Source organism: Treponema denticola ATCC 35405, from assembly GCF_000008185.1.
Classification (GTDB): Bacteria; Spirochaetota; Spirochaetia; order Treponematales; family Treponemataceae; genus Treponema_B; species Treponema_B denticola.
On sequence record NC_002967.9, the window covers coordinates 2499574 to 2518807 of the forward strand.

At 42.1% G+C, this 19234-nt stretch carries 17 protein-coding genes; 5 read left to right on the forward strand and 12 right to left on the reverse strand.

Translation table 11 applies throughout. The features are described 5' to 3' along the window. The first annotated feature begins 89 nt into the window (after positions 1-89). Both selA and uvrC read left to right on the forward strand, forming a co-directional pair. The gene (gene selA / locus TDE_RS11690; protein ID WP_002680443.1) at positions 90-1436 is read left to right on the forward strand and encodes an L-seryl-tRNA(Sec) selenium transferase; all 1347 of its coding nucleotides are present in this window, start codon (positions 90-92) and stop codon (positions 1434-1436) included. A gap of 3 nt (positions 1437-1439) precedes the next feature. Further along, positions 1440-3398, forward strand: coding sequence for an excinuclease ABC subunit UvrC (uvrC, locus tag TDE_RS11695; protein ID WP_002680446.1), 1959 nt, complete (start codon positions 1440-1442; stop codon positions 3396-3398). A gap of 19 nt (positions 3399-3417) precedes the next feature. Here uvrC and TDE_RS11700 read toward each other — a convergent pair whose 3' ends face one another. Together TDE_RS11700 and htpG are read right to left on the reverse strand one after the other, a co-directional pair. Continuing rightward, positions 3418-3807, reverse strand: coding sequence for an Hpt domain-containing protein (locus TDE_RS11700; protein ID WP_002680447.1), 390 nt, complete (start codon positions 3805-3807; stop codon positions 3418-3420). A 75-nt stretch (positions 3808-3882) separates the two neighbouring features. Beyond that, on the reverse strand, positions 3883-5805 hold the full coding sequence (gene htpG / locus TDE_RS11705; RefSeq protein WP_010957241.1) for a molecular chaperone HtpG: 1923 nt from the start codon (positions 5803-5805) through the stop codon (positions 3883-3885). Between the two features lie 297 nt (positions 5806-6102). Between htpG and TDE_RS11710 the strand changes: the two genes are divergently transcribed. Further along, positions 6103-6309: a hypothetical protein gene (locus TDE_RS11710; protein ID WP_002680449.1), complete on the forward strand. Its 207-nt coding sequence runs from the start codon at positions 6103-6105 to the stop codon at positions 6307-6309. An 87-nt stretch (positions 6310-6396) separates the two neighbouring features. Here TDE_RS11710 and TDE_RS11715 read toward each other — a convergent pair whose 3' ends face one another. From TDE_RS11715 to TDE_RS11725, 3 genes are all read right to left on the reverse strand, one after another. Next, positions 6397-7176, reverse strand: coding sequence for a TPM domain-containing protein (locus TDE_RS11715; RefSeq protein ID WP_002680450.1), 780 nt, complete (start codon positions 7174-7176; stop codon positions 6397-6399). After that, entirely contained in the window at positions 7170-8237 is a 1068-nt protein-coding gene (locus TDE_RS11720; protein WP_002680451.1) for a hypothetical protein, read from the reverse strand. The genes TDE_RS11715 and TDE_RS11720 overlap by 7 nt, the downstream gene beginning before the upstream one ends. 182 nt (positions 8238-8419) lie before the next feature. Then, positions 8420-9640, reverse strand: a complete 1221-nt coding sequence (locus tag TDE_RS11725; protein WP_002675942.1) for an SPFH domain-containing protein — start codon at positions 9638-9640, stop codon at positions 8420-8422. A 163-nt stretch (positions 9641-9803) separates the two neighbouring features. On the opposite strand from TDE_RS11725, the gene TDE_RS11730 reads away from it, so the two are divergent. Next, complete coding sequence (locus TDE_RS11730; RefSeq protein ID WP_002680452.1) at positions 9804-10358, forward strand: zinc dependent phospholipase C family protein; 555 nt, start codon at positions 9804-9806, stop codon at positions 10356-10358. 15 nt (positions 10359-10373) lie between these two features. Then, positions 10374-10880 carry a GNAT family N-acetyltransferase gene (locus TDE_RS11735; protein ID WP_002680453.1) on the forward strand — a complete coding sequence of 169 codons (507 nt, stop codon included), beginning with the start codon at positions 10374-10376 and terminating at the stop codon, positions 10878-10880. Between the two features lie 31 nt (positions 10881-10911). On the opposite strand, the gene prmC is transcribed toward TDE_RS11735, so the two are convergent. The 7 genes from prmC to TDE_RS13440 form a co-directional block, all read right to left on the reverse strand. Continuing rightward, a complete protein-coding gene (prmC, locus tag TDE_RS11740; protein WP_002680454.1) occupies positions 10912-11901 on the reverse strand; it encodes a peptide chain release factor N(5)-glutamine methyltransferase in 990 nt (329 codons plus the stop codon). A 6-nt stretch (positions 11902-11907) separates the two neighbouring features. Next, the gene (gene prfA, locus TDE_RS11745; protein WP_002680455.1) at positions 11908-12993 is read right to left on the reverse strand and encodes a peptide chain release factor 1; all 1086 of its coding nucleotides are present in this window, start codon (positions 12991-12993) and stop codon (positions 11908-11910) included. Positions 12994-13219: 226 nt separating this feature from the next. Beyond that, positions 13220-15202, reverse strand: a complete 1983-nt coding sequence (gene priA / locus TDE_RS11750; protein ID WP_002680463.1) for a replication restart helicase PriA — start codon at positions 15200-15202, stop codon at positions 13220-13222. 19 nt (positions 15203-15221) lie between these two features. After that, a complete protein-coding gene (locus tag TDE_RS11755) occupies positions 15222-16016 on the reverse strand; it encodes a uracil-DNA glycosylase (RefSeq protein WP_002680465.1) in 795 nt (264 codons plus the stop codon). A gap of 9 nt (positions 16017-16025) precedes the next feature. Further along, the gene (locus tag TDE_RS11760; protein ID WP_010957243.1) at positions 16026-16931 is read right to left on the reverse strand and encodes an SPFH domain-containing protein; all 906 of its coding nucleotides are present in this window, start codon (positions 16929-16931) and stop codon (positions 16026-16028) included. 330 nt (positions 16932-17261) lie between these two features. After that, positions 17262-18944, reverse strand: a complete 1683-nt coding sequence (locus tag TDE_RS11765; RefSeq protein WP_002680467.1) for a formylglycine-generating enzyme family protein — start codon at positions 18942-18944, stop codon at positions 17262-17264. A gap of 134 nt (positions 18945-19078) precedes the next feature. After that, positions 19079-19216 (reverse strand): hypothetical protein, encoded by a 138-nt coding sequence (locus TDE_RS13440; RefSeq protein ID WP_002680468.1) that lies wholly within the window; start codon positions 19214-19216, stop codon positions 19079-19081. Positions 19217-19234 lie beyond the last annotated feature (18 nt).

Here is a 19234-nt window from a genome sequence, read left to right on the forward strand (position 1 = left end):
ATCCGCCGATTATATAGAATTTTTTTAATTGTTTCAAGCATGGTGAAAACTTCCTTGACAAGAGAGGCTTTCTATTCTATACTTCACCCATGGCAAAAGAAAATACAAATCCGCTTGCAAGGATTCCGCAAGTTGAAAAACTTTTAAATGAAGGTATATTAAAAAATACGGCGGCTCTTATCGGAAGGCCCTTTGTCGTAAAAAAGGCCTCGGAGTATTTGGAAGACATACGCAAAAAGGCAAGGGCCGGAGGAGATGTTCCTTTACTTAAGGCCTGTGCCGAAGAGATATGCAAACTATGCAGACCCATAATCCGCACAAAAATTACGCCCGTAATAAATGCAACGGGGATAATCCTCCATACAAACCTCGGCCGCTCTCCCCTGCCTGAAAATATTTGGGACAGGGCAAAGGAAACGGCTTCGGGCTATTCTTCTATCGAAATGGATTTGCGGGACGGAAACCGCGGAAAGAGGTTTGAGTTTTTAAATGACTGTATGAGTCTTTTGACCGGAGCCGAGGATGCCCTCATATTGAACAACAATGCGGCGGCTGTTTTTTTAATGTTAAAGGCCCTCGCAGGCGGAAAGGAAGTCATAGTTTCCCGCGGCCAGCAGGTTCAAATAGGCGGAGGTTTCCGTATCCCCGAAATTTTGGAGATGGCAGGCTGTAAACTCATCGAGGTCGGCACAACAAATATCACAAGCCTTAAGGACATTCAAAAAGCAATAAACGAAAACACGGCCATGGTGCTTTGGGTTCATACCTCAAACTATAAGATACGGGGCTTTACGGAGCAGCCTTCAATTTCAGAAATCAAGGCTATCCTTCCGCAAAACATAATCCTCGCAGTGGATCAGGGCTCGGGAAACCTATCCTTAAACGTTCCCGAAGAGCCCACGGTTTCTTCAATTATAAAGGAAGGAGCGGATTTGGTTTGCTTTTCGGGAGATAAGATTTTGGGAGGACCGCAGGCAGGCTGGATTGTAGGTAAAAAAAATCTCGTTCAAACCGTAGCTAAAAATCAGCTCATGCGAACCTACCGGGTAGGCAGGGCAGTAGCAAGCCTTATGCAAGAATGCCTCATCCTCTATTTAAACGGAGGAGAATCGGCAGCTCAAAGGGCGCTCCTTTTAGATCAAAAGAAAATAAAAAAGCGTGCCGAAAAAATAATTGCAAGTCTAAAAAGCGGAGCCGGAGAATTGGTGCAAAAAAACTTTTCCCTGGGAGGAGGCAGCACCCCGGACACGGGCTTCAGCTCTTGGGCCGTAAAACTAAATACAAAAAAGCCTTGCGAAAAACTAAAAACGAATTTACGCGAAATGCCGATTCCGATAATAGGCTTTATCGAAGAAGACTCTTTTTATATTCATCCTGCAAGTATCGAAGAAAAATATGATGAATATGTAATCGAGGCTTTAAACAAGTGTTTGTAAAAGATGGCGGAAATTACTACGCGTGAAAAACTGCATGAGGTTGCTCTCTCGGCTCCGAAAACGAGCGGGGTTTATCTTTGGAAGGATAAGGCCGGAACGGTTATCTATGTCGGGAAGGCTAAATCTTTAAAGAACCGGCTCAGCTCTTATTTTACATCGAACAGGGATATTAAAACCCGAATCCTGGTTTCCCGTGCCGAGTCAATCGAGTACATTCAAACCGAAAACGAGTATGAAGCCCTCCTCTTGGAAAATACTCTAATCAAAAAACATAAGCCGAGATACAATATAAATCTAAAAGACGGGAAAACCTATCCCGTCTTAAAATTAACCAATGAAGAATTTCCGAAAGTTTACCGCACTCGGAATATTAAAAATGACGGCTCAAAATATTTCGGGCCGTTTCCCAATGTTTCGGCCGTCGATATGTTTTTAACTCTTATAAAACATAATTATACCCTGCGTCAATGTAAGCAATTAAAAAAGCGGGAGACTCCCTGCCTTTATTTCCACATCGGAAGATGTAAGGCTCCATGCTGCGGCAAGATAAGTGCAGAAGAATACGGTAAGGATATAGAAGAAATTACCCTACTTTTAGAAGGCGAAATGGAAGATGTTTCCGGCACCTTAAAAGAAAAGATGAAAGAGGCGGCAGAAAAAAAAGAGTTTGAAAAGGCTGCCCGTCTCCGCGACGGAATACAGGCAGTCTATGCTCTTCGCGGACAAAACATAGTTCAAGACATGGACCCCGAAAGCCGCGATTATATTGCATGGGCATTTGAAGGAGCCATGGTCAGCATAGCCGTTTTAAAGATGAGAAACGGACGGCTTGTCGGCCGCGACCTTTACCGTTCGCACAGCTTAAAAGAAGAAGGAGAAATTCTATCCGAATTTATATCGGCTTATTACACTTCGGCAAACGAAGTTCCGCCTAAAATATTTATTCCGCAAGCTGCCGAAGGAAACGCCCTCATCGAAAAATGGCTTAACGAGGAGCTTCACGCAAAGACAAGAATAAGCATTATTCCATTAGAAAAAGAAAGTCTTGCAGCAGAAGAAAGATCAGCAGCAGACAGTCTTACAGAAATCGAAGAAGCGGCTTCCAAAACAATCGGCTACGCCGTTAAAGAGCCGGCACCTTTGAGTGCCCAAGAAGAAAAGCTGAATCTTTCTCCGGCTGAAATTAAACACCACAAGGCGGCATTGAAGATGGCTCGTTTTAATGCAAAAGAAGATGCTATGCGCCGCCTAAGAGAACAGGGAGATTTCGCCGCTGTTGAAGACTTGCAAAAAAGGCTTAACCTGCCCTGCCTTCCGCAGCGTATCGAAGGCTTCGACATTGCTCACCTCGGCGGCACATTTACGGTCGCTGCCCTGATTTCTTTTAAAGAAGGAAATCCGGACAAAAAGAATTACAGAATATTCAGGTTAAAAAATACTGACGGCGTAATCGATGACTATGCTTCGATGAGAGAAGTAATAGCCCGCCGCTATACCCGCCTTCTCAACGAGGGTGCAGACCTCCCCGATCTAATTCTTATAGACGGAGGCATTGGGCAGGTAAATGCTGCAAGCAAAATCGTAGACGCCCTCGATCTCGGCATTCCGGTTATCGGCCTTGCCGAAAAAAATGAAGAGGTTTATTTTCCGCACAATTCGAAACCTGTCATCTTGCCGCGAAGAAGCGATGCCCTCCGCCTTCTTCAAAGAATCCGAGATGAGGCACACCGCTTTTCAAACACAAGGAACAATAAACTCCGCAGGGCAAACAAACTTAAAACCGAATTTGAAAACCTTCCCCACATCGGAAAAAAGAGAGCCCATGTTTTGTTAAAAGCCTTCGGCAGCACGGAAAACCTAAAAACGCTAACAGCCCAAGCTCTTTCCGAAACCGCAAAGATTTCTTTAAAACAAGCAGAAGAAGTTTTGGATGCGGTGAAGACGACCAATAATAATAATTGAAGAATTACTTAAAAAATCTTTACGCAATAACCGTTTTCATTTCTTTTAAAGTATTACCATAATTTTCTTTAAACTTTGCAAGAAAGCCGTCAAGCAATTCAATGTTTGCAGGGCTTTTAATATTTGAAGGTTCAACCAAAAACTTTTCGATATTTTTTGCAGAGTCGCCCAAGATATTTGCACCGACCGTATAGGAACTGCCCTTTATCTTGTGAGCCGTTTTCCGTACATTTTCACGCAAAACATCATCACTTAAAATAGCTTCGGCACTTGCACCTAAGAGAACATTCAACCGATCTATTTCAGCCTCATCTTTTTCATAGGCTTCGATAAATGTTTCAAGTAAACTCATATAGATTTCCATGTCCCCGTCTACAAGTTCCATCGCCGCCGCTTTATCTAAATACATATCTCCTCCTATAACATGAAGATAAACAGCTCGGCAGAATCCATGCCGAGCCGTCTACTACTCTGTCAATAAAATCTATTTTAAGTTTGTCATCAGCCTGTTAAGCCTTTTTACAAAATCGACCGGAGCCTTTAGCTCTCCGCTTTCAACCAAGAGGGCTTGTTCCAAAAGGAGGTTGGACATATCTTCTACAAATTCTTTATCCTTCGAATCCTTTAATTTTTGAACCAAGGGATGATCGGCATTTACTTCCAAAATCGGTTTTACGGCACTTGTATTAAACTGCCCCATAGCCCTCATCATTCTTTCCATCTGTAAGCTGGGATCGGTTTCGTCCACAACTATACATGAAGGAGAATCGGAAAGGCGTTTTGAAAAGCGTACCTCTTTTACCTTATCGCCGAGAACCTCTTTAATCTTTTCGAGTACGGGCTTAAAGTCCTTTTCTTTTTTTTCGGCTTCCTTAGTTTCTTCTTCGGTATTAAGTTCTTTATCGGAGCCGGCTCTGTTTGCAGCCTTTAATTCCCAGTCCTTGTATTTTCCCAATGAAGGAATAATTATGTCGTCAATTTCATCGGGCATAATTAAAACTTCAAAGCCTTTTTGTTTGTATACTTCAAGATGAGGAGATTGACGCAAGGTTTTTTCATCTTCACCCGTAATGTAGTAGATAGCCTTTTGATCGCTTTTCATTCTTGAAACATAATCGGCAAAGCTGGTCCACTCATCTTCTTTTACTTCGGGTGAAGTTGTCTTAAAGCGTACCAAATCGGCGAGCTCTTCCCTGTGTTCATAATCGCTGTACAAGCCTTCTTTTAATGGGCGGTTAAATTCGGCGATGAATTTATTGTATTTTTCTTTGTCGTTTTCGGCGAGCTTTTTAAACTCTCCTAAAAGTTTTTTAACCGAAGCGTTTTTAATGTTTGAAAGAATTCTATTTTGCTGCAAGATTTCGCGGCTTACATTTAGGGGCAAATCTTCGCTGTCTATAACACCGCGCACAAAGCGGAGGTATGTGGGCAGAAGCTCTTTTTCATCATCGGTAATAAAGACCCTCTTTACAAAGAGCTTAACTCCCGGCCTATAATCCGCATGGAACATGTCGAAGGGAGCTTTCGACGGAACATAAAAGAGGGTTGTGTATTCTTGAGTTCCTTCCGCCTTTGTGTGCACATATAGTAAAGGCTCTTGAGAATCGTGCGAAAGGGATTTATAAAAGTTAAAATAATCTTCTTCTTTTAATTCCGATTTGGGCTTTTGCCAAATAGCTCCTGCATCGTTTATCTGTTCCGTTTTAGAGGCTTCCGATTTTACTTTTCCCTTATCGTCATATTGCTTTTCGGTAAAATGAAGATAGATTGGGAAGGCGATGTGGTCGGAATAGGTTTTAATTATTTCTTCAATACGCCAACGGGTAGCATACTCCGAGTCCTCATTATTTAAGTGAAGAATAACACAGGTTCCGTTTGCTCCTTCGGGTACACCATCTATTATGGGGAAGGCCGTATCGTCAACCTTTTCCAAGTCGTAGGCACCCTTTCCGTCCGAAGTCCACTTCCAAACATCGTTCTCTCCGGCTTTTTTGGAAATAACATCGATGGTAGAGGCTGCCATAAAGGCCGAATAAAAACCTACACCGAACTGACCGATAAGGTTTGAATCTTTTTTATCGGCGGCTGCAAGCTGATCTAAAAAAGCCTTTGTTCCGGACCTTGCTATCGTTCCCAAATTATTTTTTAGATCTTCCTCGTTCATACCCAAGCCGGTATCCCGCACGGTAAGCGTATTGGCCGTATCGTCAAAACAGATATCGATTCTGGGCTCGAATTTAATCTGCTTATAAGCCTCATCGGAAAGGGTTAAATACTTTAACTTATCTAATGCATCCGAAGCATTGGAAACAAGTTCCCTTAAAAAGATTTCCTTGTTTGAATAAAGCGAATGAATAATGAGCGACAAAAGCTGGTTCACTTCAGTTTCAAACTTGTACTGTGCCATATCAACCTCCAAAATAAACCGCAAAGGCGCAAAGAGCGCAAAGGGGTATTTAAAAATGTAATATTAAATCAATATATTATAAGGATAATAAATTATCGGTAAAAAGGCAAGGGGAGAGAATTTTATCCGAAAACTTAAATAATTCCGTAAAAAACTAAAAAAATTTTTAGTTATGCCGATATTCATCATTAACAGTGAGCGTATTTAAATGTGTACCGCAAAGCCTTTCTAACCAAAAAATGATGCAAAATCTCCAAGCTTATTAGTGTACATAATACAAAAGATTGTAGGTCAAGCATGTATAATAAATTTCAATTTAACCAGAGGTCCGGTGTGGATGAAAATTTGTATAAGGATAAAACTCCTGAACAGATTTTAATCGAGAAACGAGCAGAATTATTTTTAAATGCAGCAAAGAAAAACCCAAAAAAGTTTATATATAGACTAAAAAGGTTTAACCTTAAGTTAAAATATATCAAAACTAATTTTTATCAAAATAAATAAGCGTTTCAGCTTACCGCCATGGACGGCGGAGATTGCAGCTGAAAGCGTTTATTAAAAGAGCATTTTTTTTATAATTCTAAGTAAAACTTAAAAACTTCTTCCTCCGCCGCCGTGAGTTCTTCCGCTTGAGGATGTATGTGTAGAACTACCACCCGAGTCTCCTCCGCTATTTGATTTAATGACGTGGGATACCGTATTGGTAGAAAGAAACACATCATCAACGGTTTCAAAAGAAACAAGACTGTTCTTTTTAATATCATAGAAGGGAGCAAAGGCAAAGGCTTCCTTGTTTTTATATTTTCTTTGTGTGCCTAAAAATTTAAAAGCAAAGCTGATAACTGCAATACCTAAACTGATTAAAATTTCCATAAGCGAAAGACTGTTGTAAAACTTCCGAGCGAGAGCTTTAAGATAAGATTCGATTCCCTTGGCATAATTATTTTCTTTTAATCCTCCGTATATTAAAGAGTCTAAAAGTTTTTCAATGCTATTGTCGGTAAGAGTGCTTATCGTTTTTTTTCCATGAGTTGAAATATGTGCATATCGACTGCCTTGAGTACCATCCCCGGTTACAATGAGTAAAAGGCTTCCTTCACTTTCGGTTCCTTGACCGTAACCGTTATAGTCAAAATAATCATCGGCATAATCTTGCGGACTTTTTTCTCCCGTGGATGGAACAATTACAATTACGGTTTCAGACTTACTCTTTTGCGAAATCTTATATAAGCTTTTCTCTATCTTTGAAAAACTCTCTTGACTTAAAACCCCGGCTTCATCTATCAAAAGTTTTTTTTCAATTTCTGCATACGAACTTAAACCTATACAGAAAAAAATTATCAATGAGCAAATAACTTTTTTTACTACCATATAAACCTCCCGCCCAAAAGTAAGAGAGCTGCAAGAATTCCCGATATCAAACCTGAAACAAGGGCAAGTTTAGACTTGTTTAACGGAAGCTCTCCTGAAGATTTTCCGGTTTGCCCATTTACGGCAAAGACATAGGTTTTTCCCTTATAAAGATAAGTGAGTATCCATGATGGAAGCAAAACGTAATTATAATTTTTTACGGTGTAGGAAGTATTATCATCTTCATCTTCAATACCTCCGCTGTAATCGGCAGAGTCTTTAATAAGGTCTTTAGCATAATCTTCTGCTCTGCCTTTTATTATAGGCTCCACATCTTCTTTTTTAATATCGTATTGCTCCGAAAAAAAGCCTGCAAGATAGCCTTGAGAAAAATCTTTTTGGTTCTCTAAATCATATGGGCTTATTCCGTTTATAAGATTTTTATCTATCTTCGTAAAAGCCAACTCTTGAAATTTATCCAACTCAATTTTCCCCGTGCGCTCAATCTTATACTTATCCGTTTTTGTATATTCAGTGTTCCCGTTTTTCCACGATGAAACCTTTAAACCTACTGCGTGATAATCAAGATCTGCAACAACATCAGCCTGCCAGTGTGGAAGATAAACTCCGGTCATTTTTTCTTGCGTACTCGTATTTTTAAAATCTGCGGGTACATATTTTTTCCCCTTCACCCAAGAAGCAAAACATTTTAAGGCATCTTTTTTATCAAGCTTAAAGGGAATAATCTTATCGGGCTTAAATTCCCCTCTGAGTCTTTCGGATAAGACTACGGGGCTATGACAATAATAACAGAATGCCGCACTTGAAGTTTCTCCTGCCACGACTTCCGCTCCGCAGTTGTTGCAGTGATATTGTTTTACGGATCCGTTATTTCCGCTTTTATTTTCGGAAGAAGAGGAACCTTCAGACCCACCCTTTTTTGCTTTTAGACCTTCCATGTAGCGGGTAATTTCTTCTTCCGTATAACTTGAAAAACAATAATCGCACTTAAAACCTCCGGTCGCCGGTTTAAAACTTATAGGTGCACCGCAGCCCGGACATTTATAATTTTCAACACTCATATCTTTCCCCAATAAAAACTTTTTGCAGCAAATATTAATTTGCAAAAAAAGTTTTTTCAAGTGTGTGCCGAAAGCACACACATATAATAATGCGACGTTTTGTACCTATTGGTACAAAACTCGTCAGATGAACAGTGAGGCTGAATTTCTGCCAAACTGTTTATCTTTCTCCAACATGTTGGTTATAATTTTGTTCCGCACTCAGGACAAAATTTTGCTCCAGCCTTTAATTCTGCACCGCATGAAGGACAGCCGCTTCCTTGAGGTTTCGGAGTTCCGCATTCGGCACAAAACTTTCCGGTATTCTTGTGGCCGCACTCGGTGCAAAACCATTCTCCGGCAGCCTTAGCTCCGGCACCTTGTTGTTGCCCTGCTCCTTGAGCAGCTCTCTGAGCGGCTTGATTCATTTGCATCTGCTGCATATTGGTTTGACTTGCCTGTCCCATAAAACCGCCTGCCGCATTCATGCCCATACCCATGCCCATAAAGGCCATTCCGGCTCCTGCCTGATTTGAACCTGCCGCTTCCATACCGCGGGCAATCGAGCCTTGCACATAGCCTTCCCGTACACCGGGATCGCCGAGCATAGCTCCCTTATTGCGCATATTGATAAGTTCTTTAGATTCATCATCGTAGGAAATACTTGCAATACCGACTGAAAGCACCTCCATTCCGCGTAATTCCTTCCATGAATCATCCAGAATCTCGGACATGTGTTTGCTCAACACTGTTCCCTTTGAAGGAATAAAGGAAATACGCTCGCCTTCCATGGACATTTGGCTGATAGCAGCCTGTAAGGCTTCTAAGAATTCGCTCAAATATTGTTCGTTTATTTCATCAATGTGAACATTTTCGGCATCACGAGGACAAGCTTCTTTAAAAAACTTTATCGGATCGGTTATTTTAATCGAATAATTTCCGAAGGTGCGCAAAAACAATTCCGCATTATAGAAGTTGTCAAAGTATTGCAATGGATTGGGAGTACCGAACTTAATGCCTTTAATCTCCTGTAAATTAACATAAAATACTTCCTGCTTCATCGGGGTGGTACCGCCGAATTTAAAACGGCTAAAGGTTTCTTTTAGGGCATCTCCGAATTGACCGCCGAATAGGGAGGGCGATGCCGAATTTTCAACCTTAAAATATCCCGGCTCCGCCGTATAATCGACTATCTTTCCCCCGTCCACCAACATCATAAACTGGTTCTGATTTACATGAATGATAGAGCCGTTTGAAACGACATCGCTTGAACCTTTTTTGTTTGTGTTACGTTTATCTGTGCGGACGGCGACTCCTTTTGCAAGGACAATGCCCTCACCCATATCTCCTGCCTCAATAACTTCGAGCCATTGATCGGCCAAACCGCCGCCCACTGCTCCAACTGCTGCTGATATAAGACCCATAATTTACTCCTTTAAATTTAAACTTACATAATTATGATATAACAAAAAAATCAAAATATCAATACTTGAATAATATTATTGACAACATGGGTTATAGTATTCTCCTGCCTTGTTTTTATGCGCCAAATCGGTTAATATTAGGTTATAAAAGAGGTCTAAAACAATGCCGGATAAAATTTCGCACATACTTATTTCAAAAAAATATCTCGAAAAAATAAACGACATTAAGGGGAAAGAATATTTTTATTATGGTGCAATATATCCCGATCTATATGACTTAAGCAAAAAAGAAGAATACTATAAAAGTCATTTTATTCAAAAAGGAAGCGGATATAACTCAAAGTTACTTAAAAACTTTATTAAAAAACATAGTTATGCACCTCCCTCATTTTTAAAGGGTGTAGACTTTCATATATTTACGGATCATTTTGTTTCTAAAAATTTAAATAAATATTATTCCTTTTACACAGAAATTAAAAACAAAACCGATATAGAATTATCAAAAATCTTATCGGACTACGCTTTGTATCATTGCCGAAATGAAAAAATAATACCGGTAATTTTAAAAGAGGAGAACGATGAGCAAATTCAAAGTTCTTTTTATGAATTCGAAAAATATAGAAAAACGGATATTGGAGATATTTCATCGGTAAACAACAACTATCTAGAATTTATCGATGAAATAATCGATAAATACTTAAAACAAAATCTTAATTAACCAAGGAGAAAAACAATGGTCAGACTTGCAGAATTAAAGGACTTATCAAGAGTTGCAGAAATAAATGTTTACGGTTGGAGAAATACTTATAGGGGTATCGTTGATGATAATTTTTTGTTTTGTGAGTTGTCGGTTGAAAAATCTATCGAGCGTTTAAAGGAAAAAGTTAATACTCAAAACAGTACATCAAAATTATATGTTTATGAAGATGACAAAGACGGAATAATAAAGGGTATGATGCGTACGGGAATGTGCCGGGACAGCGACAAACCGGATAGCTTTGAACTTATGGCTATTTATGTAGAAAAAGCTTTTGAAAGGTCGGGAGTAGGTTCAAAATTAATTACTTATTTTCAGAAAGAAGCAAAAGAAGCCGGCATACATGAATTATGCATTTGGGTCTTTCAAGAAAACCGGATCGCAAGAAGTTTTTATGAGCATCACGGCTTTAAGCCGGATGGCAAAACACAAGTCCATGAAGCTTTAAAGGCTCCCGAAATGAGATATGTAAAAACAGTTTAAGAAATCTGCTCATGCCAGAAAAACAATTGCTTTAAGGGCTAAACTTTGTGCACTCTATGACTCGGTCGTTTCCTGCAAGGTCTTTATGAATTTGAACTTGAGAAAAACCTGCACTTCTAAAAATCTCGGCGGCTTGGGCTGCATGGTATTCGCCTACTTCAACAAAAAGTTTTCCGCCGAGGTTTAAGCTTAAATAAGAGTTTTCTGCCAAGGGAGGAATTAAGTCTAACCCTTCAATACCGCCGTCAAGAGCAAGGCAGGGTTCAGAGCGGCCATCTTCTAAAAGGCTTTCCGTAAGCCTTGACGGAACGTATGGCGGATTTGCAGTTATCAAATCGTAGCTTCGTTTCGGCTCCGGCACGCAGGGAAAAGGTAGATGCAGATCGGCTTTTACTGCAAGGGCCCTCTTATAAAGAGCGGAAGGCAAAAGGGAATCCATATTCTTTTTACAAACTTTTAAAGCTTCCTCCGAAATATCCGCAAGAATCAAAAAAAAACTTCTATCAAAATAACTTTGCGTTCTTTGCGCCCTCTGCGGTTTATCAAACGCGTTAGATGTTTGGCTTAAGTTCTCATAAAGCTCCGCCGCAAGGGATAGACCTATACAGCCCGACCCTGTGCAAATATCCAAAACAAAGAGAGGCTCATTTTTTTTTAACTTCTCCATTGCAAAATTCAATGCAAGCTCTACCAAGGTTTCGGTGTCGGGCTTGGGGATAAGCACATTTTCATTTACATAAAAGGTTCTTCCGAAAAAATCCTTTGTTCCGGTTAAATAGGCAATGGGGATACCTGAACTTCTTTTTTGAACAAAAGCTTCAAACTCATTCTTGTATGGTAAAAAATCAAAATCGGAATGAGACAATAACCATGAGCGCTCTTTTTTTAAGATATGGGCTATCAAAATATCGGCATCAAAGAGAGCCTCATTCCTTCCGTATCCGTTCCTTGTTAAAAGGAGCGAAGAAAGAAAGGAATGAGCAGCAAAAAGACGGGCATCCTTTACGGTAAAAAAAAGCATTGAGCTTTATTTATGCTCCAAGTGATGATCTGCGGCCTTCATCATTTCTTCGCGGGCGGCGATACAGAGGGCATCGATTAATTCGTCGAGAGAACCCTGCATGACCGCATCCAATTTATAAAGGGTTAAGTTAATGCGGTGATCGGTTACGCGGTTTTGCGGAAAGTTATAGGTGCGGATACGTTCGGAGCGGTCGCCGGAGCCGACCTGACTTTTTCTGTTTTGAGCCCGTTCTGCCTGCTTTTTACTTTCTTCCAAATCATAAAGGCGGCTTCGCAAAACACGCATAGCCTTTGCCTTATTTTTAATCTGGCTTTTTTCGTCCTGACAAATAACGACAAGGCCGGTGGGTATGTGGGTAATGCGGACTGCCGAGTCCGTGGTATTAACACACTGACCGCCCGGGCCGCCTGCACGCATAACATCAATACGCAAATCTTCTTGATTGATTTCGATTTCGGTTTCTTCGGCTTCGGGCAAAACCGCAACGGTTACGGCACTTGTGTGAATGCGGCCTGAGCCCTCCGTTTCAGGAACACGTTGAACGCGGTGAACGCCCGACTCATAGCGGAGACTTCCGTAAACATACTTTCCCGAGATGGAAAAAGTAATTTCCTTGTAACCGCCGAGCTCGGTTTCGTTTAGGGACAAAACCTCGTACTTCCAGTTTTTCATTTCGGCGTAGTGGGTATACATTCTAAAAAGGTCGGCCGCAAAGAGGGCGGCTTCATCGCCTCCTGTACCGCCGCGTATTTCCATAATAATATTTTTTTCTTCCAGAGGATCGGGCGGAATTAAAAGCATCTTGAGATCTGCCTCGCTTTTTTCAAAGGCGGCTTCAAGAGAATGCAGCTCTTCCCTCGCCATCTCTTTAAGTTCGGCATCGCTTTCTTCTTGAATGAGAAGCTTGGAATCTTCTATCTGTTTTTCGATAGAAAGATAGTTATCGTATTCTTCCATCAATTTTGAAAGATAGGAGTGTTCCCTCATGGTTTCTTTATATTTTGCAACATCTTTGATAAGGTTAGGGTTTTCAACTTCTTTTTCGACTTCGACAAGCCTCTTTCTTAAATTATCCAATCGTTCTTTCATAAAAATTCCTTGTATTGAGGGGAGAGTATAACAGTTTTTAAGAAAAATGTATACCGCTTAAAAAATGTACAGAGAGGTACATTTTTTAAGCTTCAAGTTTTGCCTCACGGCAAAACGTCGCTAGCGTGAAACCACCGGCAGCCAAAAAACAAAGCTATTTTTCGCTCAAGAGTTCTTCTACAAGGTAGTCATCACTCATACAGTGCATATCCGAAATTCCTTTGCTTCACATAAGATTGACCGGATCGGTGTCGACCTCGATGTAGATGCCTGTCATCGGTTTATATTCTTTTACAAAACGGGATGCGGCGGTTTGGATTAGGGGGAAATTTGAAGAGCGGAGTAAAATCTGTTGGCGGTGATTTCCGGCTATCATCGATAGAACACATTCCGAGGGTCCCATTATTTCGGCTTCGTCTTTGTTTTGTGAAGATAGAATATATTTTAGAATGTTCGCAGCACCTTCTGCGGCCAGCTCGGCTTTTTTTAAGTCCTTGCTTCTAAAGACCAAACGAATCAGACGCTTAAAGGGCGGAAAATCCAAGAGCTTTCTTTGCCCGAGTTCATACTCATAAAACTTTTCGTACTCGTGATTTTTTGCACAAACAATCGAAGGATGATTAGGCTTTAGTGTTTGAATAATGACAAGCCCATCCTCGCTGAACCGCCCTGCCCTTCCTGCTGCCTGAGTGATAAGTGCGAAACTCCTTTCGGCGGCTCTAAAGTCGGGCATTTGAAGGCCCGTGTCCGCAAGGATAATTCCGACAAGCCTTACTTTCGGAAAATTCAAGCCCTTTGCTATCATCTGCGTTCCGAGGAGGATATCTATTTTCCCATCCTTAAAATCTTTTAAGCGGTTTTCAAGACTGTTCTTTTTGGAAACGGTGTCGGTGTCAATCCTCGCAACCGTGCAGTCGGGGAAGGAGCGGGAAACTTCTTCTTCGATAAATTCCGTACCGACGCCGGCATAGCCTATATCGAGGGAATTACATTCAGGGCAAAGAGAAGGCGGCCTTGCCTGCATTCCGCAATAGTGGCATTTCATTACATTTTCACTTTTATGAAAGGTCATCGGCACGGAACAGTTTTTGCAAAGCATCTCATAGCCGCAGGAACGGCATCTAAAAATATGGGAAAAGCCCCGCCTGTTCAAAAAGAGGATTGTTTGTTTTCCTTCATTTTTGGTTTTGCGTATTTCGCTTATAAGCCTGTCGCTCAAAGCTCCCTTTAAGCCGGAAATATTTTCTATTTCGATTTGAGGAAGGCTTCCGCCTGCAAGTCTTTTTGAAAGGGAAAGGAGTTTGATTTTTTTGTTTTGAATCATATTCCACGCTTCAAGCGATGGAGTTGCAGAGCCCATTACCACGGGGCAATTATGCTTTACGGCCAAGTACATCGCAGTCTGGCGGGCATGGTAGCGGGGCACGGAACCCGACTTATAGGAAGCATCATGCTCTTCATCTATTATGATAAGGCCTATGTTTTTAGCAGGAGCAAAGACGGCACTCCTCGCCCCGACAATCATAAGGGCTTCTCCCCGTCTTATCCTCATCCATTGGTTGAGCCTTTCGCTGCCCGTAAGGCCCGAGTGCAAAACGGCAGCCTGAGAGCCGAAGCGTTTTACGGCCGCACTTATAACCTGATGGGTAAGCCCTATTTCGGGAACAAGGTAGATGACGGCCTTGCCTTCTGCGATTATCTTTTCGGCGGCCTTTAAAAAAACTTCCGTCTTCCCTGAACCGGTTAAGCCGTATAAATAAAAGAATTCTTTTTTGTTTGAGTTTACGATTTTTTCGACGGCATCTTTTTGTTCATCGGAAAGAGAAAAATTCTTATCTTCAAATTCGGCTCCCCATTTTAAGTTTTCAAAAGAAACTTCTCTTTTTCCCGAAGGAAGAATTGCGGAGAGGGCTTCGCCGAAGCTGCAAATATAAAAGTGCGAAATCCAAGAGGCAAGTTCTATCTGTGCCTGCCCGAAAATTGTTTCCTTGTCGACCACTCGTTTAATCGGCTTTATTTTATCTTCTCCCACAGGGCTGTCTTTAGGAAACACATCGGATTCTTCTATTATAAAGCCTATCAAATTTCTTGAGCCGAGTTGAACCGAAGCCCTTTTCCCCACAAGGCTCCCGCCGTCTTCTTCTATGTTTTTATAGGTAAAGCTTTGGTAGAGTGGAAGATTAAAGGCAAGAGTAAGCCATTTTGCCATAGGTGCCGCCTAGTTATTCTCAATCAATTTGTTGAGACAATTCATTGAGGCGGGAACGGAAGAGTTTTAAGTCTTCCCATGCAGGCCGTTTTAGATTAACATCCCTCAAAAGGGCACTTGGGTGATAGGTCGCCATCAGGGGAATGTTTTGGTATTCAAAAAACTTGCCGTGCATCTTGCCTATTCCTTCTTGAGTTTCCAAGAGGTTTTGAAGAGCTACCCTGCCAACCACAAGAATCGCCTTAGGCCTTATCAAGGCAATTTGGGCATTTAAATAATTTCTGCACGCAGCCGTTTCATCGGGCAGAGGGTCGCGGTTATTGGGCGGTCTGCACTTTACAACATTTGTGATATAACAATTATGGGTGCGGTATAATTCGATAGCGGCAAGCATCTTATCCAAAAGCTGTCCGGCCTTACCGACAAAGGGGCGGCCTTGGGCATCCTCATCGGCTCCCGGCCCCTCTCCTATGACCATTACTTCTATCTTATTATCAAAATTAGAAAACTCGCAAGGCCCCTCGCCTGCAACCGTATTATGCCGCCTCTCGCATAGACGGCAGGCCTTACAGGAAGCAATTTGAGCATAGACCTTTTCAAGACTTTCAAAGCCGCTTTCCGAATCCGTATCGCTTAAAGGAATTGTTAAGCCGGCCGCTTCGTCCGTTTCCGGTAGAGCGGTATCGGGAATAGCCGTCTCGGATAGAACGGTATCGGCAAAATCGGGATATTCTTCATCGGTTTTAAAACCCGATAGATATTCCGAGGCTGTGCGGAAAAATGTGTATAATGTTTTTTTTTCTTCGGCTTTCATCGGTAAAAACTATTGCCCGCCGCCTTGAGTACCGCTGACCTGAGCGCCGCTCATCTTAGCTTTAAGCTCACGCAAAGCCTTAAGTGTTTCGCTCGCATCGCTTCTAGCTACGGCCAAAAAGTCGATAAGCTGGGGATACTGCTTTAAAAGCTCGCCCCATTCTTTTAGATCATTCATTCGGAATTTTGAACCGGCAGCGGATTTTCCTTCTTCAATCATAAGGTCGGTAAAGACCTTGCTCCTTGCTTTTTCATACTCCGAATAAACATCCCTTATTGTTGTATACAGTTTTAAATCGGGAATTACAAAATCGGAAGAAAGCTCAACCGAAACAATTTCAATTTCGGTATTCTCCTTGTTTTTTAAATCCGATGTGATTTTATCGTTAAAGGCTGCATATTGAAATTTCAGCTTTTCATATTCTTCAGGATTGGATAAAAAATACTCGATAAATTCGTTTGCGGATTTTTGAGCGGCTTCTTCAACTCTTGTTCGAATAAAATCGTCCAAATCACTTTGGGTTTTTATCGAAGCGTTTTTAACAAGGCTTATTAAACTTTCAGGCTTTACGGAAGCCGAAATCTTTAGAGCAAACTTCCAGCGGAAATCGTTTTTTTGTTCCATCACCAAACCGAATTTATCAGCGGAAGGAAGGGCACCTTCATTTTTATACTCAATGTCTTGGGCTTTTAAATTAAAGGTAAGAATTTTTGAATTGGTCGGAACAAGCCTCTCCCATCGCCACATAAATTCGCCCGGAATAATGAGCCTGTCATGATAGCCTCCCGACTTTGAAAGCATTACGCCGTAAGATCCGGCAGGAACTGAAAACTGCATCCACCCGAAAAAAAAGGCGGTACCTCCCAAGGCAATCAAAATAAAAAGCCAAATTAAAAATGAAGTTCTTTTTTTCATGATATAAGAATAATAACACGAAAAACTCAAGTTTTCAAGTAGCCGATGAAAAATGTACATTCAGAGTACATTTTTCATCTTAGAGTTTGTATCAATTCTGCCTGTGACAGAATTGAACTTCGAGTTTTGCCTGACGGCAAAACATCGCGGAAGTAAGGCTCAAACATCGACAGGAGGTCGATTACTGTCAACTATTGCGATATTTTTCAAAGCTTGTCTTTGAAAAACTAGGTGTCAAATGCGTACAAGGACGTACGCATTTGACATAACCACCGCCGTCCATGGCAGCTGGGGAATGTACATCCGTTTCCGATTTTCAAACATGCACAATCAAGGATGAAACACTATGCGAAGACCGTAAAAGATATCTCTTGTGTCGTAGTCACGCATGTGGTCTCGTGCGTCACAAGTACATAAAGACTCGGAGTCTGCAAAACAACCGCCTCGAATGATACGCTTGGATTCAGAATATTCATACCGATTCCAGCACCATTCGGCGACGTTGCCGCTCATGTCGTGTAAGCCGTCGTCGTTCGAGGTTTTCGTTTGTACTTCGTGGGTTTTGTGTTCGCTGTTTTCTCTGTACCACGCATAACTGTTAAGGCCATTTACATCATTCGTACCCGAATACTTCTGCCTCCGACTATCCCCTTGAGCTGCCCACTCCCATTCCTCGTCGGTGGGCAGGCAAAATCCTTTGCGCGCCCAAGGTGATATATAGGGTGTACGTTTGTCCTCTGCATCCTGTACGGTGTAGGGTTTATTGTTGTAGGTATACACGCATTGTCCTTCTCCCAAACCTTCCGTACAGCGCGTCAATTCATTGCAAAAAGCAATACAGTCAAGCCAGCTTACCTTTTCTACCGGACGCAGCTCTTGCCTTTCGCCTTCAGCCGGCAGATGTGAGCCGCCCTGATGGTAGCTCGGATTTTTTCCCATTACCAGTTCGTACAGAACCTGAGGTACTTCGGTTTTGCCCATCCGATAGGCCGACAAATAGATCGGACGCTCCTTGTTGCTGAGGTTATCATCTCTGCCAATCAAACCGCCTTTTGCCTCCGGAATACCGCACAGCCAGTAGTCGTATTCGGTAACATCGCCGTTTACCATGGCGTAATAAGTCAGTTTATTATCTTTAAGTTTTATGTCCGCTCTGATACGTGCAAAGAAAGTGTGTGTATTACCGTCGCTTGCTCTAAAGATATAACCGTCCTTTATAATTTCACCGCTTGCGTCGTTACGCCGCCATTCCTGTAAGATAATGCCTTTCGGTATGTTTAGCTTTTTTGCCGCCTCCGCTTTTACACTGCGCCACGTATCACCGTCGTATACGGTGATGGTGCCGCCGTTCTTCGTAGCGTCAAAACCCCTGCCGTACTTGACGGTAAGCGTTATGCGCCTGTCGCCCGTTTTGGCATAGACTGTGCGGGATGTCCCTTGGTTTTTTTTGAACTCATAATCGTCAGTCAACACTGTGCCGCTTTCACCATCAAGTTTCCATGCGGTTATGGCGTAGTTGGCGTTTTTCACCGTTACCTTGGCGGCCGCCTTGGTTTTGATGTCCTTCCACTTTGCCCCGTCGATAACGGTAATGGTTGCAGGCTCTGCAATCGTAATGCGGCTGTCACCGGTAAGCGTTACGAAAATGCGCAGGTCTTCCGGATATGCGGTGAGCGTTACATCGGTGTTGAAGTTGTCGGTATTACCCAACACGCTGTCGTCCTTTTTCCATTCGACATGTTCTTCGCTAAAGCCGTAGTTCGCCTTGAGTGCGGCTTTGGCGTAGGCTTCAAGCTGATTCCACGTCGTATTTCTATTTACGCTGATAGGGTTAGGCCCCAGTATCTTCCCCGCTTCGGCAGGGTGTACCGCAAAAGTGATTTTGACCTTATTCGTTCCGTTTTGTATAGGTCCGAGCGGCGGTAAATCAGACCGCGATTTAACATACACGGTGGTGTCTGTGTAAAAAGCGTCTTCGTCGGTGAGCTCCGGTGCACTTGCGTCCTCGCCCAAATGCCACGAGTTGAGTATAAAATTCGGCTTAAAGGAAACCTTACCTTCAACCTGAGTCTTAACATTCCGCCACTTGGCGCCCGCCCATACGCTGATCGGCTCCGAAGGCAGATTGACTTGTGTCCCAGCCCCTTTTACGTGATGTTGACGGTAGGGAAGTTCCCGCCGCCTCCGCCCGCATTGTTAGGACAGGCGGTAAACAGCAACGCCAAAACTGCGGCCGTGATGAGCGCCGCAACTCTTGTTTTGCTATATAAATCAGATTTTGTCATATTGACCTCCATTTTTAG

What these genes read in the sequence shown, in the direction of transcription:
- selA (WP_002680443.1), top strand. Translation starts at nt 90, where the DNA reads ATGGCAAAAGAAAATACAAATCCGCTTGCAAGGATTCCGCAAGTTGAA.
- uvrC (WP_002680446.1), top strand. Translation starts at nt 1,440, where the DNA reads ATGGCGGAAATTACTACGCGTGAAAAACTGCATGAGGTTGCTCTCTCG.
- TDE_RS11700 (WP_002680447.1), bottom strand. Translation starts at nt 3,807, where the DNA reads ATGTATTTAGATAAAGCGGCGGCGATGGAACTTGTAGACGGGGACATG.
- htpG (WP_010957241.1), bottom strand. Translation starts at nt 5,805, where the DNA reads ATGGCACAGTACAAGTTTGAAACTGAAGTGAACCAGCTTTTGTCGCTC.
- TDE_RS11710 (WP_002680449.1), top strand. Translation starts at nt 6,103, where the DNA reads ATGTATAATAAATTTCAATTTAACCAGAGGTCCGGTGTGGATGAAAAT.
- TDE_RS11715 (WP_002680450.1), bottom strand. Translation starts at nt 7,176, where the DNA reads ATGGTAGTAAAAAAAGTTATTTGCTCATTGATAATTTTTTTCTGTATA.
- TDE_RS11720 (WP_002680451.1), bottom strand. Translation starts at nt 8,237, where the DNA reads ATGAGTGTTGAAAATTATAAATGTCCGGGCTGCGGTGCACCTATAAGT.
- TDE_RS11725 (WP_002675942.1), bottom strand. Translation starts at nt 9,640, where the DNA reads ATGGGTCTTATATCAGCAGCAGTTGGAGCAGTGGGCGGCGGTTTGGCC.
- TDE_RS11730 (WP_002680452.1), top strand. Translation starts at nt 9,804, where the DNA reads ATGCCGGATAAAATTTCGCACATACTTATTTCAAAAAAATATCTCGAA.
- TDE_RS11735 (WP_002680453.1), top strand. Translation starts at nt 10,374, where the DNA reads ATGGTCAGACTTGCAGAATTAAAGGACTTATCAAGAGTTGCAGAAATA.
- prmC (WP_002680454.1), bottom strand. Translation starts at nt 11,901, where the DNA reads ATGCTTTTTTTTACCGTAAAGGATGCCCGTCTTTTTGCTGCTCATTCC.
- prfA (WP_002680455.1), bottom strand. Translation starts at nt 12,993, where the DNA reads ATGAAAGAACGATTGGATAATTTAAGAAAGAGGCTTGTCGAAGTCGAA.
- priA (WP_002680463.1), bottom strand. Translation starts at nt 15,202, where the DNA reads ATGGCAAAATGGCTTACTCTTGCCTTTAATCTTCCACTCTACCAAAGC.
- TDE_RS11755 (WP_002680465.1), bottom strand. Translation starts at nt 16,016, where the DNA reads ATGAAAGCCGAAGAAAAAAAAACATTATACACATTTTTCCGCACAGCC.
- TDE_RS11760 (WP_010957243.1), bottom strand. Translation starts at nt 16,931, where the DNA reads ATGAAAAAAAGAACTTCATTTTTAATTTGGCTTTTTATTTTGATTGCC.
- TDE_RS13440 (WP_002680468.1), bottom strand. Translation starts at nt 19,216, where the DNA reads ATGACAAAATCTGATTTATATAGCAAAACAAGAGTTGCGGCGCTCATC.